The sequence below is a fragment of the Populibacterium corticicola genome, assembly GCF_042683685.1.
GTDB lineage: Bacteria > Actinomycetota > Actinomycetes > Actinomycetales > Cellulomonadaceae > Timonella > Timonella corticicola.
In genome coordinates this window covers 404683-426706 of sequence record NZ_JBHUOP010000004.1, presented here as the reverse complement: position 1 = coordinate 426706, position 22024 = coordinate 404683, and the positions used below count along the sequence as shown (strand labels likewise).

The 22024-nt window shown below is 60.3% G+C and carries 18 protein-coding genes; 2 read left to right on the top strand and 16 right to left on the bottom strand.

Going from position 1 to position 22024, the window contains the following annotated elements:
* Positions 1-70: 70 nt before the first annotated feature.
* Genes ACFSYH_RS11415 through ACFSYH_RS11400 form a run of 4 tightly spaced genes read right to left on the bottom strand, consistent with a single transcriptional unit; the run spans position 71 to position 4089 of the window.
* On the bottom strand, positions 71-1756 hold the full coding sequence (locus ACFSYH_RS11415) for a ribonuclease J (protein ID WP_377467082.1): 1686 nt from the start codon (positions 1754-1756) through the stop codon (positions 71-73).
* A 40-nt stretch (positions 1757-1796) separates the two neighbouring features.
* Positions 1797-2699, bottom strand: a complete 903-nt coding sequence (dapA, locus tag ACFSYH_RS11410) for a 4-hydroxy-tetrahydrodipicolinate synthase (RefSeq protein ID WP_377467081.1) — start codon at positions 2697-2699, stop codon at positions 1797-1799.
* A 53-nt stretch (positions 2700-2752) separates the two neighbouring features.
* Positions 2753-3295 (bottom strand): dihydrofolate reductase, encoded by a 543-nt coding sequence (locus ACFSYH_RS11405; protein WP_377467080.1) that lies wholly within the window; start codon positions 3293-3295, stop codon positions 2753-2755.
* The gene (locus ACFSYH_RS11400; protein WP_377467079.1) at positions 3292-4089 is read right to left on the bottom strand and encodes a thymidylate synthase; all 798 of its coding nucleotides are present in this window, start codon (positions 4087-4089) and stop codon (positions 3292-3294) included. Before ACFSYH_RS11400 ends, ACFSYH_RS11405 begins: the two co-directional genes overlap by 4 nt.
* 103 nt (positions 4090-4192) lie before the next feature.
* Here ACFSYH_RS11400 and ACFSYH_RS11395 point away from each other — a divergent pair, with 103 nt between their 5' ends.
* Complete coding sequence (locus ACFSYH_RS11395) at positions 4193-5653, top strand: NAD-dependent succinate-semialdehyde dehydrogenase (protein WP_377467078.1); 1461 nt, start codon at positions 4193-4195, stop codon at positions 5651-5653.
* Positions 5654-5751: 98 nt separating this feature from the next.
* Positions 5752-6270, top strand: a complete 519-nt coding sequence (locus ACFSYH_RS11390) for a GNAT family N-acetyltransferase (protein ID WP_377467077.1) — start codon at positions 5752-5754, stop codon at positions 6268-6270.
* 158 nt (positions 6271-6428) lie between these two features.
* On the opposite strand, the gene ACFSYH_RS11385 is transcribed toward ACFSYH_RS11390, so the two are convergent.
* The 12 genes from ACFSYH_RS11385 to nusA form a co-directional block, all read right to left on the bottom strand.
* Positions 6429-6881 (bottom strand): hypothetical protein, encoded by a 453-nt coding sequence (locus ACFSYH_RS11385; RefSeq protein WP_377467075.1) that lies wholly within the window; start codon positions 6879-6881, stop codon positions 6429-6431.
* Between the two features lie 72 nt (positions 6882-6953).
* On the bottom strand, positions 6954-7700 hold the full coding sequence (gene dapB, locus ACFSYH_RS11380; protein WP_377467074.1) for a 4-hydroxy-tetrahydrodipicolinate reductase: 747 nt from the start codon (positions 7698-7700) through the stop codon (positions 6954-6956).
* A 120-nt stretch (positions 7701-7820) separates the two neighbouring features.
* Positions 7821-9146, bottom strand: coding sequence for a M16 family metallopeptidase (locus tag ACFSYH_RS11375; protein ID WP_377467073.1), 1326 nt, complete (start codon positions 9144-9146; stop codon positions 7821-7823).
* Between the two features lie 8 nt (positions 9147-9154).
* A complete protein-coding gene (locus ACFSYH_RS11370; protein WP_377467072.1) occupies positions 9155-11365 on the bottom strand; it encodes a polyribonucleotide nucleotidyltransferase in 2211 nt (736 codons plus the stop codon).
* 217 nt (positions 11366-11582) lie between these two features.
* A complete protein-coding gene (gene rpsO / locus ACFSYH_RS11365) occupies positions 11583-11852 on the bottom strand; it encodes a 30S ribosomal protein S15 (protein ID WP_377467070.1) in 270 nt (89 codons plus the stop codon).
* Positions 11853-11977: 125 nt separating this feature from the next.
* Positions 11978-14632: an N-acetylmuramoyl-L-alanine amidase gene (locus ACFSYH_RS11360; protein WP_377467069.1), complete on the bottom strand. Its 2655-nt coding sequence runs from the start codon at positions 14630-14632 to the stop codon at positions 11978-11980.
* 208 nt (positions 14633-14840) lie between these two features.
* Positions 14841-15785: a bifunctional riboflavin kinase/FAD synthetase gene (locus ACFSYH_RS11355; RefSeq protein ID WP_377467068.1), complete on the bottom strand. Its 945-nt coding sequence runs from the start codon at positions 15783-15785 to the stop codon at positions 14841-14843.
* A 42-nt stretch (positions 15786-15827) separates the two neighbouring features.
* The gene (gene truB / locus ACFSYH_RS11350; protein WP_377467067.1) at positions 15828-16811 is read right to left on the bottom strand and encodes a tRNA pseudouridine(55) synthase TruB; all 984 of its coding nucleotides are present in this window, start codon (positions 16809-16811) and stop codon (positions 15828-15830) included.
* A gap of 3 nt (positions 16812-16814) precedes the next feature.
* Positions 16815-17258 carry a 30S ribosome-binding factor RbfA gene (rbfA, locus tag ACFSYH_RS11345; RefSeq protein ID WP_377467066.1) on the bottom strand — a complete coding sequence of 148 codons (444 nt, stop codon included), beginning with the start codon at positions 17256-17258 and terminating at the stop codon, positions 16815-16817.
* 159 nt (positions 17259-17417) lie between these two features.
* The gene (gene infB, locus ACFSYH_RS11340) at positions 17418-20339 is read right to left on the bottom strand and encodes a translation initiation factor IF-2 (protein WP_377467065.1); all 2922 of its coding nucleotides are present in this window, start codon (positions 20337-20339) and stop codon (positions 17418-17420) included.
* Between the two features lie 150 nt (positions 20340-20489).
* Positions 20490-20849 carry a YlxR family protein gene (locus ACFSYH_RS11335; RefSeq protein WP_377467197.1) on the bottom strand — a complete coding sequence of 120 codons (360 nt, stop codon included), beginning with the start codon at positions 20847-20849 and terminating at the stop codon, positions 20490-20492.
* 152 nt (positions 20850-21001) lie between these two features.
* Positions 21002-22024: a transcription termination factor NusA gene (gene nusA, locus ACFSYH_RS11330; protein ID WP_377467064.1), complete on the bottom strand. Its 1023-nt coding sequence runs from the start codon at positions 22022-22024 to the stop codon at positions 21002-21004.

The window sequence follows — 22024 nt, the reverse complement described above, 5'->3', positions numbered from 1 at the left end:
CATAAGGACCGAAATCACGTGAAGGGCCTCGACGGGATAACCCGCCGAGGCCCGACCAGTGCGGTTTCCGTCACGCTTGAACGACCACCGGGATGATCATCGGCTTGCGACGCAGCCGCGTGGACACCCAGCGCCCAACAGTGCGCCGCATGACCTGCTGCAGTTGATAGGCGTCGGCATTCTGATTCGAGGCTGCCTGTTCCAGGGCGGCGACGATCTGCGGTTTGATGTCGTCGAAGACCTCATCCCCCTCCGCGAATCCGCGGGCCAGGATCTGTGGGCCGGCAACGACCTTGCCGGAGTTCGAGTCAACCACCGCGAAGATGGACACGAAGCCCTCCTCCGCGAGGATGCGACGGTCCTTGAGCTCCGCCTCGGTGATGGTGCCGACAGCGGAACCATCCACGTACACGTACCCGCATGGAACGGCTCCGACAATGCGGGCTTGTCCGTCACTCAGGTCAACCACCACCCCATCCTCAGCGAGGATGACGTTCTGCGCGGGCACGCCGGTCTTGACCGCGATCGCACCATTCGCGATCAGGTGCCTCACCTCGCCGTGGACCGGCATGACGTTCTTGGGGCGCAGGATGTTGTAGCAGTAGGTGAGTTCACCCTCGGAGGCGTGTCCGGAGACGTGGACCTTTGCATTACCGGAGTGCACAACGCGCGCGCCGAGCCGCATGAGGCCGTTGATCACACGGAACACCGCGTTCTCGTTACCTGGGATGAGCGAGGACGCGAGGATGACTGTGTCTCCCTGCCCCACCGAGATCTTGTGCGACTGGTTTGCGATCCGCGAGAGCGCAGCCATTGGTTCGCCCTGCGAACCGGTGCACATGAGCACGATCTGGTTGTCGGGCAGCGAGTGCACGTCCTTGAGGTCCACAACCACGCCGTGCGGCACGTTGAGGTAACCCAGGTCGGAGGCGATGCCCATGTTGCGCACCATCGAGCGACCCACAAAGACAACCTTGCGTCCATGCTCGTAGGCTGCATCGAGCACCTGTTGAATGCGGTGCACGTGAGAGGCGAACGAGGCCACCACGATGCGGCCTTCGGACTGCCCGAACACCGAGGACAGGGTTGGTCCGATCTGGCGTTCCGGCGTGACGAATCCGGGAACCTCGGCGTTGGTCGAGTCCACCATGAACAGGTCCACGCCGCGTTCCCCCAGGCGGGCGAAGGCACGCAGGTCGGTGATGCGTCCATCGAGTGGAAGCTGATCCATCTTGAAGTCGCCGGTGTGCAGGATCGTTCCGGCACCGGTGGTCACGGCCACTGCGAGCGCGTCCGGGATCGAGTGGTTGACTGCTACGAACTCGCAGGTGAAGTCGCCGAAGGTGACAACCTCGTCTTCCTTGACCATGCGGGTGATCGGGGTGATGCGGTGTTCCTTGAGCTTCGCCTCGATGAATGCAAGGGTCAGGCGCGATCCGACGACTGGGATGTCGGATCGCATCTTGAGCAGGAACGGGACACCGCCGATGTGGTCTTCATGGCCGTGGGTGAGCACGATCGCTTCGACGTCGTCCATGCGGTCGGCAATGTAGCTGAAGTCGGGCAGGATCAGGTCGACACCGGGTTGGTGGTCTTCGGGGAAGAGCACACCGCAGTCGATGATGAGAAGGCGTCCAAGATATTCGAGGACCGCCATGTTCCGCCCGATTTCACCGAGACCTCCCAGTGCGACGATGCGCAGTGTGCCGTCTTCGAGGGCTGGTGGAAGTTCAAGGTCGGGTTGGGGATGACTCACGTAGCCTCCAGGGCTGGTTGGGTTGTGTGACGCGGTGGCACTAGATAAGTCCGTGCGCGGCGAGCGCGCTGCGGACTACCGCGGTTTCAGCTTCGTTGGGCGCTGCCTGTGGAGCGCGCATGTGAGTGGTCGAGATGAGCCCGAGTTCCTTGAGGGCGGCCTTGACCATGACTGCTCCGGCGCCAGATCCCATGATGGCATCGGTGATGTTGTGGAGTTTTTGGGCGGCTGTGATGGCTGCGCCATGGTTGCCTGCGCTGAACTCGCGTTCGATCGCAAGGAAGTCGTTGGTGGCGACGTGCGCGACGACGGAGACGAGGCCAACTGCACCGATGGAGAGGAACGGTAGGTAGAGAACGTCGTCTCCCGAGTACCAGGCGAGGTCGGTGTTCGCGATGTTGACCGCCGCGATGCCGACATCTCCTCCGGCGTCCTTCACGGCGACGATGTTCTCGTGCTGGTTGAGTGCCACGTAGGAGTCGGTTGCGATGCGCACGCCGGTGCGTCCAGGAATGTCGTACAGCATGACGGGAAGGTCGGTTGAGTCCGCGATCGCCTCCATGTGGGCGATGATTCCACGCTGACTGGGGCGCGAGTAGTACGGGGTGACTGCAAGCAGTCCGTGAGCACCGGCCTCGGCTGCTTGTTCGGCCATGCGGACGGCGTGCTTGGTGTCGTTCGATCCGGCCCCTGCGACGATCGCGGCTCGGTCACCGACAGCCTCGACGACGGCTGCAACGAGTTCCGCCTTCTCTGGCGAGTGGGTCGTCGGGGATTCGCCGGTGGTTCCGTTGAGCACGAGGCCGTCGTTGCCCTGGTCCACAAGATGCTTGGCAAGGGCGACTGCGGAGTCGAGGTCCACACTTCCGTCCTCGTTGAATGGGGTGACCATTGCCGTGAGTAGGGTGCCAAATGGTCGGCTCGGGTTCGTTGTTGATGCCATAGTCTTCTAACTTACCGCTGTGGGTGGGGCGGGCGCGCTGCGCGGCCGCTAACTCAGGCGGCGTCCCCTCTCCTTGTGTAGGTTGCGAAAGCGTAGTGGAGTCCTGTTCGCGATTCGTTCCAGCCGGTTTCCGGCTCACGGTGCGTCAGGGTGAACTGTGGTGCGATGTGTGGCGAATGCGTGTCGCCGACAACGTCAAGGTTGATGTGGGTGACTTCAAGGACCTCGGCGTAGTTCATGAACTGCGAATAGATTTTACCCCCGCCGATGATCCAGATTGTCGACGAGCCGGTGAGTTGGGCAGATTTGCCCGCCAGTGCGATGGCCTGGTCGACATCGCCAGCGAGGTGAGCGCCGGCTGCATCGAGGTGTGGATCGCGCGTGAGCACTATGTTGGTTCGTCTAGGCAGCGGCCGGAAGGCCTTGGGCAGCGAGCGCCAGGTGGCGCTCCCCATGATCACGGGCGCTCCGAGGGTCTTCGCTTTGAAGTGCGCAAAGTCTTCCGGCAGGTACCAGGGCATGTCACCACCGTGCCCAATGACACCGCCATTCGCTTGGGCCCAGATCATCGCGATACGCGGAGAATCCTCACTCACACCGAGACCTTTGCTGCGATGGCCGGGTGGTGCGTGTAGTTCTCGACCACGATGTCCTCAAACGTGTAGGAGAAGATGTCGCTGGCTTTACGCAGGCTGAGCGTTGGAAACGGATAGGGCTCCCGGGAAAGTTGCTCTGCCACTTGGTCGATGTGGTCGTTGTAGATGTGGCAGTCCCCACCGGTCCAGATGAACTCCCCCACCTCAAGGTCGCACTGCTGAGCCACCATGTAGGTGAGCAGCGCATATGAGGCGATGTTGAACGGGACGCCGAGGAACAGGTCAGCGGAGCGCTGGTAGAGCTGGCAGGAGAGCCTGCCATCGGCCACGTAGAACTGGAAGAACGCGTGACACGGCATGAGCGCCATCTGGTCGAGTTCCGAGACATTCCACGCTGAGACGAGGATGCGCCGTGAGTCCGGGTTGGTTTTCAGAGTCTCGATGACTTGGGATATCTGGTCGATGTGCCCGCCATCGGGGGTCGGCCACGAACGCCACTGCACCCCGTACACGGGACCGAGTTCGCCGTCCTCATCGGCCCATTCATTCCAGATGCGGATGCCGTTGTCTTGGAGCCATTTCACGTTGGAATCCCCGCGTAGGAACCACAGGAGTTCACCAACGACCGATTTGAAGTGCACGCGCTTCGTTGTGATCAGGGGGAAGCCCCGTGACAGGTCGAATCGCATTTGGTGTCCGAACACACTGCGGGTTCCGGTTCCCGTCCGATCAGATTTGGGGGTGCCATGCTCCAAAACGTGACCGATGAAGTCTTCGTATTCGGTATTCACCACATGTCCCTTTGTTCCCGTATAAAGCGCCGTAAACTGCTTTCGGCCAGACTATAGTCTAGCGACTCCGGCTGCATGTTGGTGCCAGGCGCGACATACTGGCATCATGCCCAACAGTGCTGAACTTCTCGCTTCCATCCACACCGAACTACTGATTGACGGACGGTGGCAAACCGCCTCGTCTGGTGAATCGTTCGAGGTCACAGATCCAGCAACCGGCGAAACCCTCAGGCACGTTGCAAATGCCGGACCAGCCGATGCCGCCGTCGCTCTGGACGCGGCTGTGGCCGCGCAGCAGGAACTGGCCCGCACGACACCACGGCAACGCTCAGACTTCCTTCACGATCTATACCGCGAGGTCATGGCACACCAATCTGAGTTAGCGGCCATCATGACGGCGGAGAACGGAAAGCCTCTCGCTGAATCCCAGGCTGAGGTGCACTACGGGGCAAACTACCTGCGCTGGTATGCGGAAGAGGCATTGCGTATCCCCGGTCTAATCCGCAGCGCTCCCGATGGGCACACCATCGAAGTACTCCACCGCCCGGTAGGCCCGGCCTATCTCATCACACCGTGGAATTTCCCGCTGGCCATGGCAACACGCAAGATCGCCCCAGCGATCGCAGCGGGCTGCACCTCCATCCTCAAGCCCGCCTCAGCCACGCCGCTGACGGCACTGTACTTCGCGGACCTGACAAACCGACTCGTCGCAAAGCATGACCTTCCCACTGGAACCCTGAGCGTCCTGCCCTCCACGCACTCTGGAGGGTTATCCGATACGCTGCTGGGCGATTCGCGGCTGCGAAAACTATCGTTCACCGGTTCCACGGCGGTTGGGGCACAACTATTGCAGCAGGCCGCGCCGCATATCCTGCGGACCTCGATGGAACTGGGCGGCAATGCACCGTTCATTGTGGCCGAGGACGCTGATCTCCCCGCGGCCGTGCAGGGGGCGATGGCAGCGAAGATGCGGAACTCCGGACAGACCTGCGTCGCCGCGAACAGGTTCATCGTCGCGCAAACCGTCGCAGACGAGTTCGCGGAACAACTGAAGCAGGCATTTGCCAAGCTCGTGGTCGGAGCAGGCACTGCCGAGGACACGACTGTTGGTCCGCTCATCTCTGCCGACGCCGTGGACAAGGTCTCGCAACTGGTCAGCGAATCGCTCGGACACGGGGCCTCACTCACCTATCAGGCCACCGAGTCACCCAAGGATGGATATTTCTATCCCCCTACCATCCTGCAGACCAACGCCACTGACCCGATCCTTGGCCAGGAAATTTTCGGACCGGTCGCGCCGATCATTACCTACGAGGACCTTGACGAGGCAATCGAACTTGCAAACAGCACCGAATATGGACTGGCTGCGTATGCCTACACAACCTCGCTTGCGACCGCTGACCGGTTCCGGGCCGAAATTGACACCGGGATGCTCGGTCTGAACCGCGGAGTCATCTCCGATGCGACGGCACCGTTCGGAGGCGTCAAACACTCCGGCCTCGGGCGCGAAGGCGGCAGCGAAGGACTCCTCGAATATCTGTCCACACGATACGTTGCCCGGCCCTAACGCGAGATCAAGTGCCCCCATGAGAGGGCTTTAGGGGTTACCCCTCGCAACCCACTAGAATCGATAACGCACTCCCCCAGCCAAACAAAGGTGTAGTCATGGCGCTCTTCACCGAGCACGCAGATGTTTCAGTCCGCCCCGCAATAGAACGAGATGCCGCAGAACTCGCACGTATCCAACACGCTGCTTGGGCACAAACAATCGCTGAACCGCTCGGCGCAGACACCCTCGAATCACTCGACCTCGACGCCATGGCCGAGCAGTGGCGCACCGCCATCACCACGCCCCCCGGTCCCGGATTCTCCGTGCTCACCGCGCTTGCCGCGCAGCAGGTCGTTGGGTTCTGTGCGGTATCCCCCGAACTGATTGTGGCCTTTGAGGTCGATCCACTCCACCAGCGCGAAGGCCACGGATCACGGCTGCTCTCGGCCGCTGTTGATCGGCTACGTCAAGATGGGGCCAACTCAGCAAACGTGTGGCTCCCCCGCGATGCCCAGGCCAAACAGCAGTTCTTTGCCTCAGCAGGGTTCGGCGAGGCCGGGCGCATCCGCCACCTACAGGTCAGCGAAGACCGCGAAATCGTTGAGGAACGCTGGACCGCGCTGATCGGCGGGTAAATCCTGTTGAGTGTCCGCGTTCTACGTGCGTCTGAGCCCGTTTCAGGCCCGCTGTGCAGGGAGACGGGGTTCTTGCCTGCAAGCACTAAGGCTGCCTTGAGGCGCGCTGGAACCCAGCCGAATCGTCGCCAAGCAAACCTAGCGCGATCCCGCGACGCCTACCGCGACTCCTGGCGGTACAAGCGCGCAGCCGTGCGCAGCGCCTCGCGGGCGCGCTTGCGGTCGCCCGCCGCGTCGTAACCAAACGCCAGGTTGTACCAACCCGTCCAGTTATCCTCGTTGGCCTCAACCGCCTCACGCAGTACAACAAACTGAGCGTCAGCCGCCTCGCGGTCAATCCGGCCGCTCGCGCTGCGCGGCAAATCATCAACCGGCAACTCGCCACGCGCCGCCAACTCCTCACCCATCCGCGACACAGTAAATGCCATTCGCCATTCCTTGGCAATCCCATACAGGATCGCAAACAGCACGAGCGACACTGCGATAGCTATGGCGATCATGACCGGCTCGCCGGTTTGAGCCATCGCCACGATTCGGGTGCCCGCCGCATACAGGAAAATCGCAAGAAGCAGGGTCACCAAAACCGGTGCGATGAGTTGCTTGGGGCGCACAATGACTCCAGATCAGATAAGGGAGCCCAGCGCATGCTGGACTCCCTTAACAATACTTGACTTTAACCCGGTCTAACCTAGGTCCATCAGGTTCTCAAGGCCCACCGACAGACCCGGACGCGACACAACCTCACGAACACCCAGCAGAACCCCTGGCATGAACGAGACCCGATCGAACGAGTCCTGACGGATCGTGAGCTGCTCGCCAACGTTCCCGAGCAGGACCTCCTCGTGAGCGACCAACCCGCGCAGGCGCACCGCATGAACCTTGACGCCCTCAACATCCATGCCACGGGCCTCGTGACCCTCAGTGGTTGCGTCTGGACTTGCAGCCACGCCAGCCTCGGCGCGAGCCTGAGCGATAGCGTGTGCAGTGTGTCGAGCAGTGCCCGAAGGAGCATCGACCTTATCCGGGTGGTGCAATTCAATGACCTCGACCGACTCAAAGTAGCGTGCTGCCTTCTTGGCGAATGTCATTGCCAACACAGCGGACAGACCAAAGTTGGGGGCAATCAAAACACCGAGTCCGCGGCCATCACGCTCAAGGTGTTCTGCCACGCGAGCGCGACTCTCATCGGTCCATCCCGTGGTTCCGACTACGGCATGAATACCAGCGTCAATGAGTTTATGCACATTGTCCTCGGTAACGCTCGGAACGGTGAAGTCCACCGCTACCTGAGCACCGCTACGCGCCACAGTTGAGAAATCGTCACCGGCGTCAACCGCCGCAACGAGTTCTAGGTCCGGTGCGGCCTCAACCGCAGCACAGACGTTTTGTCCCATACGACCGCGTGCACCCAGCACAGCAACCTTAATCACGATGTTCCCCGCAATCTGACGACAGTAAAAATGAAAGGACTGACCAGTAGTGTACGGCTCGAACCTACGTTGTACGCGGCCAAGCCCACTGACTGGTCAGTCCCTCACTGATTGATTCCCCTACGCGGCGAACGGACCAACTCGGACCACAGAGCGTGGTCGTGCGGCCAGTTCCGCAGCCAGAGTCTGCACCTCTTCACGTGTCACGGACTTAATGCGTTCCAACGACTCCTGCAAGGAAAGCAACTCACCCGTCACGAGTTCTGCTCGGCCAAGTCGGTTCATACGAGAACCCGAGTCCTCAAGCCCGAGCACAAGGGAGCCGGACAACTGCCCGATCGAACGTTTTAGCTCGGATTCGGTGATCCCGCTATCCGCCATCTTCTCCAGTTCAACGACCATGAGCTTGGATACCTCATCGATCTTTGACGGGGCGCAGCCCGCATACAGACCGAAGGTGCCAATGCCCACGTGCGATGAGCCAAAGCAGTAGGTTGAATACGCCAGACCACGACGTTCGCGAATCTCCTGGAACAGACGCGATGACATTCCGCCGCCAAGCACAGCACTCAGCACGGACAGTTGGAAGCGCCGTTCATCGGTTCCCGTGATACCGGTCGACCCGATGATCACATTCGCTTGCTCAACCTGACGGGTCACCGTCAACTCGCGGCCCTCAAGACCGATCCCCTCGATTGGGGTCGTGTCCCGGCGCACGCGGGGTGTAGCACCCGGCGTAAGGTTCCAGCCGCCACGAACCAACTCGTCGGAAATCTGGGCGCACAGTGCATCGTGATCGATGTTGCCCGCAGCCGTAAACACGAGGGTTTCAGGTTGGTAGTGGTTCTGGTAGTGCTCCCACACGGCTTCGCGGGGAACCGCGTTGATGGTCTCCGGCGTGCCACCTATGGGACGGCCAAGGTCATGACCTGCCAGTACCGTCTCGGAGAACTTCTCATGCACGACGTCACCTGGGTCATCGTCGTTCATGGCGAGTTCTTCGAGAATGACCCCACGCTCGGTCTCGAGTTCGTCAGGGTCAATCAAAGCCGAGGTGACCATGTCACTGATGACGTCAACGGCCATGGGTAGATCAGTGTCGAGAACACGCGCGTAATAGCAGGTGTTCTCCTTTCCGGTGACGGCATTCGCCTCACCGCCAACAGCATCGAATGCCTCAGCGATGTCCATTGCAGTACGTCGCTTTGTCCCCTTGAACAGCAGGTGCTCAAGGAAGTGCGTTGAACCGAAATGACCAGAACGCTCGTCACGGGAGCCAACGTTCACCCATGCGCCGATAGACGCGGAACGTTGACCCGGAAGTTGTTCAGATAAAACTCGGACGCCGCCTGGCAGGACGGTGCGGCGAACCACCGCACCGTCCTGCTGGACGCTCAACTCGTTGTCAGGATTGCCTGACTCGAGCAGAGGTAGATTCCATACCACGTTGCAGATCAGCCTTCAGTTTCTTCTGGAGCGTCGGCCTCTTCAACAACTGCGGCGAGTGACAGCTTGCCACGTGGGTCGATCTCAGCGATCTCGACCTGGATCTTCTGACCCACTGAGACCACGTCCTCGACGTTCTCAACGCGCTTTCCACCGACGAGCTTGCGGATCTGGCTGATGTGCAGCAGACCGTCCTTGCCTGGGGTGAGCGAGATGAACGCACCGAAGGTGGTGGTCTTGACGACGGTTCCCACGAAACGCTCGCCCACCTCAGGTACGTGTGGGTTTGCGATCGCATTGATAGCAGCGCGTGCTGCCTCGGCGGATGGACCGTCAACCGCGCCAATGTAGACAGTTCCGTCGTCCTCGATCGAGATGTCGGCGCCGGTGTCCTCCTGGATCTGGTTGATCATCTTGCCCTTAGGGCCAATGACCTCACCGATCTTGTCCACTGGAACCTGGACGCTGATCACACGTGGTGCGTGTGGGCTCATCTCGTCAGGAGTGTCGATTGCCTCGTTGATGACGTCAAGGATGGTCAGACGTGCGTCGCGGGCCTGGGTCAGCGCGCCAGCAAGAACGGAGGCTGGGATGCCGTCGAGCTTGGTGTCGAGCTGGATTGCGGTCACGAACTCGCGGGTACCGGCAACCTTGAAGTCCATGTCGCCGAAGGCGTCCTCGGCACCGAGGATGTCGGTCAATGCCGCATAGCGGGTTTCGCCATCAACGGTGTCCGAGATCAGACCCATTGCGATACCGGCAACTGGTGCGCGCAGCGGCACACCGGCGTTGAACAGTGCAAGGGTCGATGCACAGACTGAACCCATCGAGGTCGATCCGTTGGATCCGAGAGCCTCGGAGACCTGACGGATCGCGTATGGGAACTCTTCACGCGAAGGCAGAACTGGCACGAGTGCACGCTCTGCGAGTGCGCCGTGACCGATTTCGCGGCGCTTCGGGCTTCCCACGCGGCCGGTCTCACCGGTCGAGTATGGCGGGAAGTTGTAGTTGTGCATGTAACGCTTGCGGGTTTCTGGACCGAGCGAGTCGATCTGCTGCTCCATCTTGAGCATGTTCAGGGTGGTGATACCCAGGATCTGGGTTTCGCCACGCTCGAAGATTGCCGAACCGTGTACGCGTGGGACAACCTCTACCTCTGCGGAGAGGGTACGGATGTCGGCGAGTCCACGACCGTCGATACGAACGCCCTCGGTCAAAACGCGCTTACGCACGAGTGCCTTGGTGAGCGAACGAACCGCAGCGGAGATCTCCTTGTCACGCTCAGCGAATTGCTCGCCAACACGCTCGAAGGCGAGTTCCTTCACCTCGTCGAGGCGGTTCTCGCGGGTCTGCTTGTCAGCGATGGTCAGTGCCTCGGCAAGTTCACCGGAGATAGCACCCTCAACGGCTGCGAATACGTCGTCTTCGTAGTCGAGGAAGAGTGGGAACTCCTGTACTGGCTTTGCAGCGCGAGCAGCAAGGTCAGCCTGAGCGTCGCACAGAGCCTTGATGAATGGCTTTGCAGCCTCAAGACCTTCAGCGACAACCTCTTCGGTTGGAGCGGTAGCGCCCTCGTTCTTGATGAGCTTCCACGAGTTGTCGGTCGCTTCTGCTTCAACCATCATGATGGCAACGTCATCGCCAACAACACGGCCGGCAACGACCATCTCGAAGACTGCGCGCTCCTTGTCGGAGTACTTCGGGAAGGCAACCCACTGGTCATCGATGAGTGCTACACGCACACCACCGACTGGACCGGAGTATGGCAGACCCGAAAGCTGAGTCGACATGGACGCAGCGTTGATCGCGAGCACGTCGTAGGCGTCATCTGGGTGGATCGCCATAACGGTCACGACAACCTGGACCTCGTTGCGCAGACCCTTGACAAAGCTTGGGCGCAGCGGACGGTCGATGAGGCGGCACGCAAGGATGGCCTCGGTCGATGGGCGTCCTTCACGGCGGAAGAACGAGCCTGGAATACGACCAGCAGCGTACATACGCTCTTCAACGTCCACGGTCAGTGGGAAGAAGTCGAACTGGTCCTTTGGCTGCTTGCCTACGGCGGTTGCCGAGAGGAGCATGGTTTCGCCGTCGAGGTATGCGGTTGCGCAACCTGCGGCTTGGCGTGCGAGACGCCCTGTTTCGAAGCGCACGGTGCGCTTACCAAAACGACCATTGTCAATGATCGCTTCGGCGAACTGAATTTCTGGACCCTCCATGAGGCCCTCCATTTCTAAGCAATGGAAGAGCAGTTTCGTTTGGCGGTCTTCGATCGAGGCTCACGGGCAGGTTTACTCCCGGAAGCCACTACCGAGGACCGAGCAAAACGTTCACTGTTCTCCCTGATTGGGTAATGCAATGGCCCGCTCGATAAAAACGGGCCAGATACTGATCCAGCCCAGCCCCAAAGATGGGACTAGGCTGGATTCCAGAACATCAGCGACGTAGGCCGAGGCGTTCCTTGATCGAACGGTAACGCTCGATGTCTACCTTCTCAAGGTATCCGAGGAGGCGACGGCGCTGACCTACGAGGAGCAGCAGGCCACGACGCGAGTGGTGGTCGTGCTTGTGGGTCTTGAGGTGCTCGGTGAGGTCCTTGATGCGCTGGCTAAGCAGTGCAATCTGTACCTCTGGCGAACCGGTGTCGCCCTCGTTGGCACCGTATTCGGCGATGATGCTCTTCTTGGTTGCTGAATCGAGCGGCACGGCTCTCCTTCAATCCTTCGTTGCGCGGCGCTTTGGGGCATATCCACCCAAGCTCTATCAATCCGCGGCCGATCTAACGGCCTAACCATCCTATCAGCGTCGCGGGTGGATACCGAGCCTTTCTCCTACCTGAGCAGCGTGACAGCGCTCACGCGGACTGGTTTGTTGTTCATCGACTTCAACGAGATCGTGCCCGAGTAGGTCTTCGGCAGGTTGACGATGAACCGCTTTTGATAGACCGTCTTCTGTGAAGTCAGGGAGAGCGTTTTGACCCGCGTTTTTCCGGCATAGACGGCCAGGTTCCCGGAGTTGGGTGCCGTCGAGACAGTCACGGCGACTCGCTTGACGCCCTTGACCTTGTTGACCTTGATCGTGGCGCCCTTCTTGTTCGCCTGCAGCACGTATCCACGGTAGTACCGCTTGTCACGAGGCTTGGTCCACTTCTTCGCCCCCGTTGTTCGGATCAGATGCTTGGTGGTGGGAGGCCTGTTGATGGTTCCAAGAGCGGCCCATTTCGAGGTTTTGCCATCGGACCCGACTGAGCGCACGTAGGCGCGAACCGTGTGTCCGGCAGGGATTTTCAGCTTGTATGACAGTTTGGTCGTCTTGGCATGAATCTTGACTTTGGTTGGAACCGCACGGTTGAAGTTGGACTGTTTGATCCCGATTTCATACGCGACGGCTCCCTGCGCCTTCTTCCACCGGTAGGTCGCCGTGGTGTGCAGTTGCACCGGGGCGCTCTTGGCAGGAAGTTTCGTGACAGAGGGAACCGCGAGACCCTGGCTCGGCGACTTGCTGGTCGGCGACTTGGAGTCTGGCAGTTTTGGCGCACCTTGCTCCACGGGCTGGAAGGCCACTCCCGCCACCATCCAACTGCTGCCGGTTCCAGCGGTGCGCAGCGTGATGTTGCCCTTCGTCGCCTGACCAAGATCAAGAGTTTTTATGACGTTGTTCTTGGCGGTGCCTGCGTTGAAGTTCAGCGTGCCACGGACCTTGCCATCGACGAGGACCTCAATGTTCCCTGCGCTCGGACCGGTTGAACCGACGACGGCCACCTTACGGGTTGCTGCAACGCTGCCGAAGTCGAGGGTACGTCCGGTTGTGGTCGCACGCTTAGCGGTCCCGCTGTAGTGGGCCGTGGCTGACTGGTTGGTCCATCCAGACGATGCCTTCGCCGTGGTTGCGGCCACCGGGCGAGTAATCTGCGCGACTTTGACGGGGAATGAGTGTCCGGTCGCATTCACGGCACGGACCGCGACGTATCGGGTCTGACCGGCCGCGAAGGTGAGAGTGGTGTTGGAGGTGGTCACGTTCTTGTGCAGTGCCCACCAGTTGTCAGCGCCGAGGGCGTTTCCCTTGTTCGCGAGCCGGGTCATGACGTGGTACCGGGTTGCGCCGGGCACGGGGTCCCACGAGATCGTGACCTTGTCTGACAGTATGACCGAGTTGACCTTGTTGACCTTTGGTGTCGCGAGCGCAGGCGTATAGGAACCGTAGGTTGCGGTTGTCGCATTTACTCGCTTGGCCACGTCAGCACGGATGGCGGCGAGTCGTGGGTAGAGGTTCTTACCAGGGCATGCGGTTGCATTGGTGTCCCTATGCCCAAGGATTGTTGGCACGGTCACGTAGGTTCCAGTCTTGGCGCGGGCACTACTCCCAGCCCCTGTGAGCAGCCGGGTCGTTGCGAGTGGGTCAAGCCCGTGCTCGTAGGCTTTCCACGCCAGCACCTTTGTCAGAGCCTCTATGAGTTCCGCGGTGGGTTGGGCGGTCTCATAGTTGCCGAGTGCGCTCACGCCGATGGTTCCGGTGTTGTAGGCTGCGGCTTGCGCGCCGACGGGCAGGGATTCGATTGCGTCGTGGCGTCCTTCGAAGATGTTTCCGTACTTGTCCACGAGGAACTGGTAGCCGATGTCTCCCCACCCAAGCGTTTTGGCGTGATAGGTGTAAACAGAGCGGACGATCTTGGCGCCATCGCTCTTGCCGTAGGTGTTTGATCCTGCGGTGTGGTGGACATACATGGCGTCGAGTCTGGCGGAGTAGTCCTGCGTCCAGGTGGTCAGCTTCGCATCCCCTGCACCCATCCACGTCTCACGAGGTACGACCTTCGGTTTCAGCGCTGTAGCTGATTGGCTGGCCTCGGCGCTTGACGGAATCGAGTTATCGGATGCCATGACGTTGTCGTTGTCGCTCTCACCCGGATCAACGAGAGTCACCTCGAGGTCCTTGGGAGTCGTTCCCTCTGTGGTCAGCACGCGCACCTGCACGCCGGTCGCATTCGGACTGACGATAGGTTCGGTGCCCGCCCGCTTATCGCCTTCCTGCGCGGGCAGAAGTTCCAACGAGGTCCATTCTGTCCACTCCCCGTCCTCAAGCAGACGGGCGTCGGCTGTCACGACCTCGACATCGCTGTCGGCGGCCCAGGTGATTCCGGCCAGCATGAATGGTTTGGTGGTTTTCTTCACGCTCAGCGCAGCGAGTTGGTCCTCGTCGATTTCCGACGAGTCCCCCGGATTGCTGAGTTTGTGCAGTATGTCCGCACTCAGGTTCTCCTTGGCCTCTGGCTGCGGGATATCCGCTTCAACGGCTGTCGGGATATCCTCCTCGACCGCTGCTTCGAGCACCGTATCGTCGCGCAGTGCCGCTGATGCCACCCCGTCGACTTCAATGGTCTGTGTTGATACATCGGCTGCTTCCGATTCGGCGTTCGAGCCGACTACCGGAACAACGATGAGGCTGGCTGTGAGTGCGGCCGTCGTGAGTGACGCCCCGATCTTACGCATTATGCGTGTCCCCCGTGTGATCGCGGATCATTCTCGGTCCGCTATGAAATGCTTTCCCCGTGCTATTCGGCACTTTGTTCCAAGAACTTACCGCGTTTTCATCCGCACTTCCCGGTGGCGCACCCAGTGCGCCCGGCATCGCCGAGCGTGTGGTGATCTGACCTGCGTTTATCAACCAACTCGTCGCCAATCAAAACAATGGGGAGAACTACCCTAAAATGAGTCGGGCTTTGTCAACGTCCAGATTCATCTGGTCGATGAGCGCGTCAAGCGAATCAAACTTCACAGTTGGTCGTAGGCGCTGTACGAACTCAACGATGACCTCTTTCCCGTACAGTTCGAGGCCCTTACGGTCAATCACAAACGACTCGACTCGACGTTCCTCGCCATCAAAGGTCGGATTGGTTCCCACCGAAATGGCAGCAGGCATGTGCTGCTCGGAGCGGTCTCCATCTACCACCGACAGCCAGCCCGCATATACTCCGTCCGCAGGAACCATGCCGTCCGAGGACTGCGACATGTTCGCGGTCGGGAAACCCAACTCTCTGCCCCGAGCATCACCATGCACAACCTCACCGCGGACTCGATGAGGACGACCGAGCAGAGTCGTGACCGCCAACATCTCACCTGAGAACACCAACTGGCGAACCACCGAGGAACTCCACCGCTCACCCCCATCCGGCGCGCCAAAGTCATCAACCACGATGACCTCAAAGCCGAACTCCCGGCCAAGAACCTCAAGCGCGTCCAGGTCACCGGCATTATCCTTGCCAAACCGGACATCGCGACCGATCACGACCGCACACGCGTTCAGACCGCGGACAAAGTACCGCTCCACGAAATCTCGCGCCGTCAACTGCGCAAACTCAAGGGTATAGGGAATGACGAGCGCCACGTCTATGCCCGCGGTTTCGATGAGTTCAAGTCGATCACGACGTCCCGTCAACAACGGCGGTGCACACTCAGGACGATGTACAAGAGCCGGATGGGGATCAAACGTCACAACAGCAGACTGAGCATCACGTGCCGCAGCCGCGGCAATCGTCTTCTCCAGAACGAACTGGTGTCCCTTGTGCACGCCGTCAAAATTACCGATCGTCACAACGGTCGGGCCATCAAGCCGAACATCGGTCAGATGTTCATACGTCAGCACTTCTTAAGCTCCTTGTACTTGGTTCACGAACAACTGACTGCCCTACTGGCGCGGCGCAAACACAACCACGGGTTGGGCTTTACGTCCATCGTCTTTCAGCAGTGCAATCAGTTCACCGTGCGAGGAAGCCCCCGCATACAGTTGCGTGACCTCACTTGCGGTCGATTCTTCCACGTCCTCGAGGGACTGGTGTTGTGGGGACAGGCGCTTGCCGTAACCGAGCGCAATCACCTCGTCCTCGCTCAGGTGACGCACCGGGAAACTGGCCGATGCCGCCTGGGCGAGTGGGAGAACGTCAATAACCTGGTGTTGTTCCACCTGTTGCTGCAGAGCCTCGAGCGGTGCAGCAGTGTCAATGCTGTAACCGCCGACACGTGTGCGGCGCAGCATCGTCAGGTGTCCCTCGGTGCCCAGCGCCCGAGCCAGATCACGACCAAGCGCCCGCACATAGGTTCCTGAAGACACAGTCACCGAGGCGTGTACATCCCACACGTCTCCGTATTGACTGCTGGCCTTCTCGATTCCAGTGATGTGGAAGCGAGAAACGTGAACTGGCCGCGCGGGAATCACAACGTCTTCACCGGAACGCACCCGATCATACGCCCGCTTCCCATCGATCTTGATGGCGGAAACCGCACTCGGAACCTGCATGATGTCCCCGGTGAGAGTATCCGCTGCCCGTTGGAGGTCTTCAAGTTCAAGTCTCTGCGGAGCGCTTGAGGTCTCGCTCAGTGACGTTCCCTCCGCGTCCTCGGTGTCGGTGCTGAATCCGAGCCGGATCGTGGTGTCATAGTCCTTGTCCGCACCCACAATGTAGTGCAGCAGTTTGGTTGCCTTACCGATACCGATGACCAGCACGCCCGTCGCCATGGGATCGAGGGTCCCCGCATGCCCTACCTTGCGCGTCGCCGCAAGACCACGCATTTTCGACACAACATCATGCGAGGTCCAACCCTGCGGTTTATCCACCACAACGATTCCGTCCGGCGCACTGTGACGCCGGACGGTGTTCCGCGAAGAAGTCAAAACCTAGGCTTCCTCATCCGATGCATTCTCATCCGCAATGCGGTAGGGGTCTTCCTCGCCCGCGAACGTCTTACCCTCACGGAGAGCCTTCAGTTCGGCGTCACGACGCTGGGCCTCAAGGAGCGCCGCATCGAAACTTGCCGCTGCCTCAGGAACCGCATCAAGGTGGAACGACAACGCAGGGGTCAACCGGATACCGGTCTGCTTGCCGACCTCGGAACGGATCGTTCCCTTGGCCGATTCGAGAGCCTTGGCGGTGTTCTCACGATCGGTTTCATCGCCGAGTACCGTGTAGAAGATTGAAGCGTTCTGTAGGTCGCCGGTAACCCGGACATCCGTGATCGTGACAAACCCCAGGCGCGGGTCCTTGATCCGAGAATCCAGCATCTTTGCGACAATGACCTGAATGCGGTCTGCCAGTTTACGTGCGCGTGGGTGATCAACCATCGTACTCACTCCTTTTTCTTTTAAGCATAGAACAGGGTCAAAGCGCTGACCGCCGGATACGCGGGTAGCGGAACCCCACGTGAGAAAGGGCACCAGTTCGATTCAAACTGGTGCCCTCACTCACTCTCCTACCACCTACCGGCAGTAGGTCAGACGCTATCAAGCACGTGGCTTCTCGCGCATTTCCCAGGTCTCAATGGTGTCACCAAGCTGGAGGTCGTTGAACGAGCCAAGTCCGATACCACACTCGAAGCCTTCGCGGACCTCGACTGCATCGTCCTTGAACCGCTTGAGCGACTCAATCGTGAGGTTGTCTCCGACAACCACTCCATCACGGATGACGCGGGCCTTGGAGTTACGGCGAATCTCACCGGACCGAACAATCGAACCTGCGATGTTTCCGAACTTCGAAGAACGGAAGATCTCGCGGATCTCTGCGCTTCCAAGTTGTGCTTCCTCGTACTCTGGCTTGAGCATACCCTTCAGGGCTGCCTCAACATCTTCCAGTGCCTGGTAGATGACCGAGTAGTAGCGGATGTCCACGCCTTCGCGGTCAGCGAGTTCGGCAACGCGCTCCGCTGGCTTCACGTTGAAGCCGAGGATGATTGCGTTGTCGACCGTTGCCAGGTTGACATCGTTCTGCGTGATCGCACCGACACCGCGGTGGATGATACGCAGATCGACCTCGTCACCGACGTTGATCTTGAGCAGCGAGTCCTCAAGTGCTTCAACCGCACCGGAGACGTCACCCTTGAGTACCAGGTTGAGGGTCTCAACCTTGCCTTGCTCAAGAGCCTGGGTGAAGTCTTCGAGGCTGATGCGCTTACGACGCTTAGCCAGAAGTGCAGCACGCTCCGCCGCCTCACGCTTCTCAGCGATCTGGCGTGCAGTACGGTCATCTGGTGCGACAAGGAAACTGTCACCTGCGCGAGGCACGGAGGTCAGACCAAGCACCATGACCGGGCGCGCCGGACCAGCAGCCTTGACCGCACCGCCGTGCTCGTCAAACATTGCGCGCACACGACCGTGAGCGGTTCCCGCAACGATTGAGTCTCCAACATTCAGCGTTCCCGATTCAACGAGCACAGTTGCCACAGCACCGCGCCCCTTGTCGAGGTTGGCTTCAATAGCGACACCGCGCGCGTCCTTGTTTGCGTTTGCACGCAGGTCAAGAGAAGCATCTGCCGTGAGCACGACTGCTTCAAGCAGCGAGTCGATACCCATGTTCTGCTTAGCCGAGACATCCACGAACATCGTGTCGCCACCGTACTCTTCAGCAACGAGGTTGTACTCGGTCAACTGCTGACGGATCTTCGCTGGGTTGGCGGTGTCCTTATCAACCTTGTTGACCGCCACCACGATTGGCACGCCTGCGGCCTGCGCGTGGTTGAGCGCCTCAACGGTTTGCGGCATCACACCGTCATCTGCTGCGACCACGAGGATCGCGATGTCGGTCACCTGGGCACCACGAGCACGCATAGCCGTGAACGCTTCGTGACCAGGGGTGTCAATGAAGGTCAGTGCGCGTTCGTTGCAATCGACCGTGGTCTTGACCTGGTAGGCACCGATGTGCTGGGTAATACCGCCAGCTTCACCGGAGATAACGTCCGACTTACGAATCGCGTCGAGCAGTCGAGTCTTACCGTGGTCAACGTGACCCATAACGGTTACCACTGGAGGGCGAGAGGTCAGATCCTCTTCCTTCTCAGCAGCTTCTTCCGCTTCAAGGTCGATGTCGAAGCCACCAAGTAGTTCGCGGTCCTCGTCTTCCGCTGAAACCATCTCGATAACGTAGCCAAGTTCAGCGCCGAGGGTACCGAATGTGTCCTCATCGAGCGACTGGGTGGCAGTTGCCATCTCACCGAGGTGGAACAGAACCGTCACCAGGCTTGCTGGGTTTGCATCGATCTTGTCGGCGAAGTCCGAAAGTGAGGAGCCGCGACGCAAGCGAACAACGGTCGAACCGTCGCCGCGTGGCACCGTGACGCCACCCAGTGATGGTGCCTGCATCTGCTCGAACTCTTGGCGTTTCGCCCGCTTCGACTTGCGTCCCTTAACGGATTTTCCGCCACCACGACCGAAGGCACCGGCGGTTGTACCACGGCCACCTGGACCTGGTCGTCCACCGCGGCCAGCGAATCCGCCGCCGCCCTGGTTAGGACCGGTGTTCTGGCCAGCACCGGCACCAGCGCCCTGTCCTGCTGGTGCGCCAGAGCCACCGCGACCGCCGAAGCCTCCGCGTGCTCCACCGCGACCGCCACTACGTTCCCCGCCTGGGCGTGGGCCTGCTGCAGGGCGACCAGGCATCATACCCGGGTTCGGGCGTGGACCACCTGGACGGGGTCCTCCCGGACGCGGACCGCCTGGGCGTGGACCACCAGTGCGTGCCTCGGCTGCCTGGCCTTCGCCGCCACGTGGGGCGTTGTTTGTTGGGCGCTCGGAACGTTCTGGACGGCCACCGCGTTCTGGGCGGGACTGCTGCTTGTCAGTGAATGGGTTGTTGCCCGGGCGTGGGCCACTTGGTCGTGGACCGCCCTGTCCGCCAGCGCCTGGGCGCGATCCTGGACGGGGGCCACCCTGGCGGGACGATCCCGCACCAGCACGGGGCATCCCCTGAGTGGTCGCGAACGGGTTGTTACCCGGACGCGGACCACCTGGACGTGCCGCTGCCTTCGACTCACCGGCGTTTGGCTTCGCCGCTGGCTTGGCATCCGCAGTCTTTTCCGCTGGCGCGGCCTTGGCGGCAGGCTTCGGAGCTGGTTTTGCAGCAGGTTTAACTGCTGCCGCCTTTGCCGGCGCCTCAGTTGCAGGTGCTTCAGTTGGAGCCTCGGGCTTTGACGCTGCCTTGGCAGCGGGCTTTGCCGGGTTCTTTGCAGCCGTTTTCGGTGCAGTCTTCTGTGCTGGCGCATCGCTGCCAGCGCCCGACGCGGGGAACGCGTCGCGCAGTTTACGAACCACTGGTGGTTCGATAGTCGAGGATGCTGAACGGACGAACTCACCGAGTTCAGTCAACTTCCCCATGATGGTTTTGCTTTCCACCCCGAGCTCTTTGGCAAGCTCGTAGACGCGGATTTTAGCCACAACTCTCCAGTCTCGGTCCACCCGGACTGGGAGGACCGTCGTTAGTTACACGGACTCATCGCTGAGTACTCATCGGGTGCCCATCGGCTTCTTACCCGCTTCCTGATCGACGTGTCTTAAGCCGCGCACCGGTGCGCGCGACTCAATTGGCTAGATCTTGGCCTCAGGTGTGGCGCCAGTTGCAACGAACTGGCTAACGTCTGAGAGGTCAATCTCGCCGTGTGTTCGAAATGCCCGCGAAAAAGCTCGCTTCTTCTGGGCTAGTTCCAAGCACCTGGTGTTCAAGTGCAGCCACGCACCACGTCCGGGCTCTCGCAAGAAGTAATCCACGACGACGCGACACACCTGCTTGGTGGCTGCGTCGTCTTGGTCTCCTTGCGCGTGCCCGCGGTGTTGGCCGTGCTTAAGCACTACGCGAAAAAGTTCTGAAGTTGAGTCGGTGGTCCGGCATCCGATGCAGGTACGCACCGGCCTGTGAATCTGCTGAACCAAAAGTTCCTCTCTCAACATCGCGTGACGTTTACGGATATCCCGTGAACTCACGTCAGCGCGTCAGTCGCATCAATTCTACCGCTTTTCATGCGGACATGTTGGTGCCGCGCGTCTCAAAGAGCGACGCGCGGCACTGATTCTCGTCACATTTTACGAGTTTCGCTTAAAGTTTACGAGTCTGACTCGGAGTCCGAGTGGATGTCGATCTTCCAACCCGTGAGTTTTGCTGCAAGGCGGGCGTTCTGGCCTTCCTTGCCGATCGCGAGCGAAAGCTGATAGTCGGGAACGATCACCCGAGCAGAGCGCGCCGCCGCATCGAGTACCGTCACGGAGTCGACAGAGGCTGGCGACAGCGCCGAGGCGATGAACTGTTCTGCATCATCGGTGTAGTCGACGATATCGATCTTCTCTCCACCCAATTCAGCCATGACCGCACGAACTCGGGCGCCCATTGGTCCGATGCACGCGCCTTTGGCGTTCAGTCCTGCAACGCGGGTGCGCACAGCAAGCTTGGTACGGTAACCGGCCTCGCGGGCGATCGATACGATCTCCACGGTGCCGTCGGCAACCTCGGGAACCTCAAGTTCGAACAGGCGGTGCACCAGGTTTGGATGGGTGCGGCTCAAAGTGATTGCTGGACCACGCATGCGACGGGCCACCTCGAGCACGTATGCACGGATGCGCTCACCGTGGCGGTACCGTTCCGTGGGCACCTGCTCGTGCTCTGGGAGTTGCGCCTCGATTCCGTTGCCAAGATCAACGTTGACGACGCGTGGATTTGCCCCCTGCTGGATGATTCCCGAGACAAGTTGGCCTTCCTTGTCCTTGAACTGCCCAAGGACCTGATCGTCTTCCACATCGCGCAGACGCTGGAAGATAACCTGGCGCGCAGTTGCCGTCGCCACATGCCCGAAGTCTGATGGCGTGTGATCGAACTCTGGGCCGAGTTCCTTGACTGCAGGGATCAGGTAGCCCTCTTCGTCGACGCTTTCGGGTTCAACGATGACTTCCTCACGAGCCCACACCACGACGTGTCCCGATTTACGGTCAACCTCGACGCGAGCATTCGGGTAGGCATCCGGGGTCCGCTGGTAGGCAACGGCCAACGCCTGCTCGATCGCTTCGATGAGAACGTCCAGGCTGATCTCTCGTTCGCGCTCCAGCATGCGCAGTGCGCTCATATCGATGTCCAT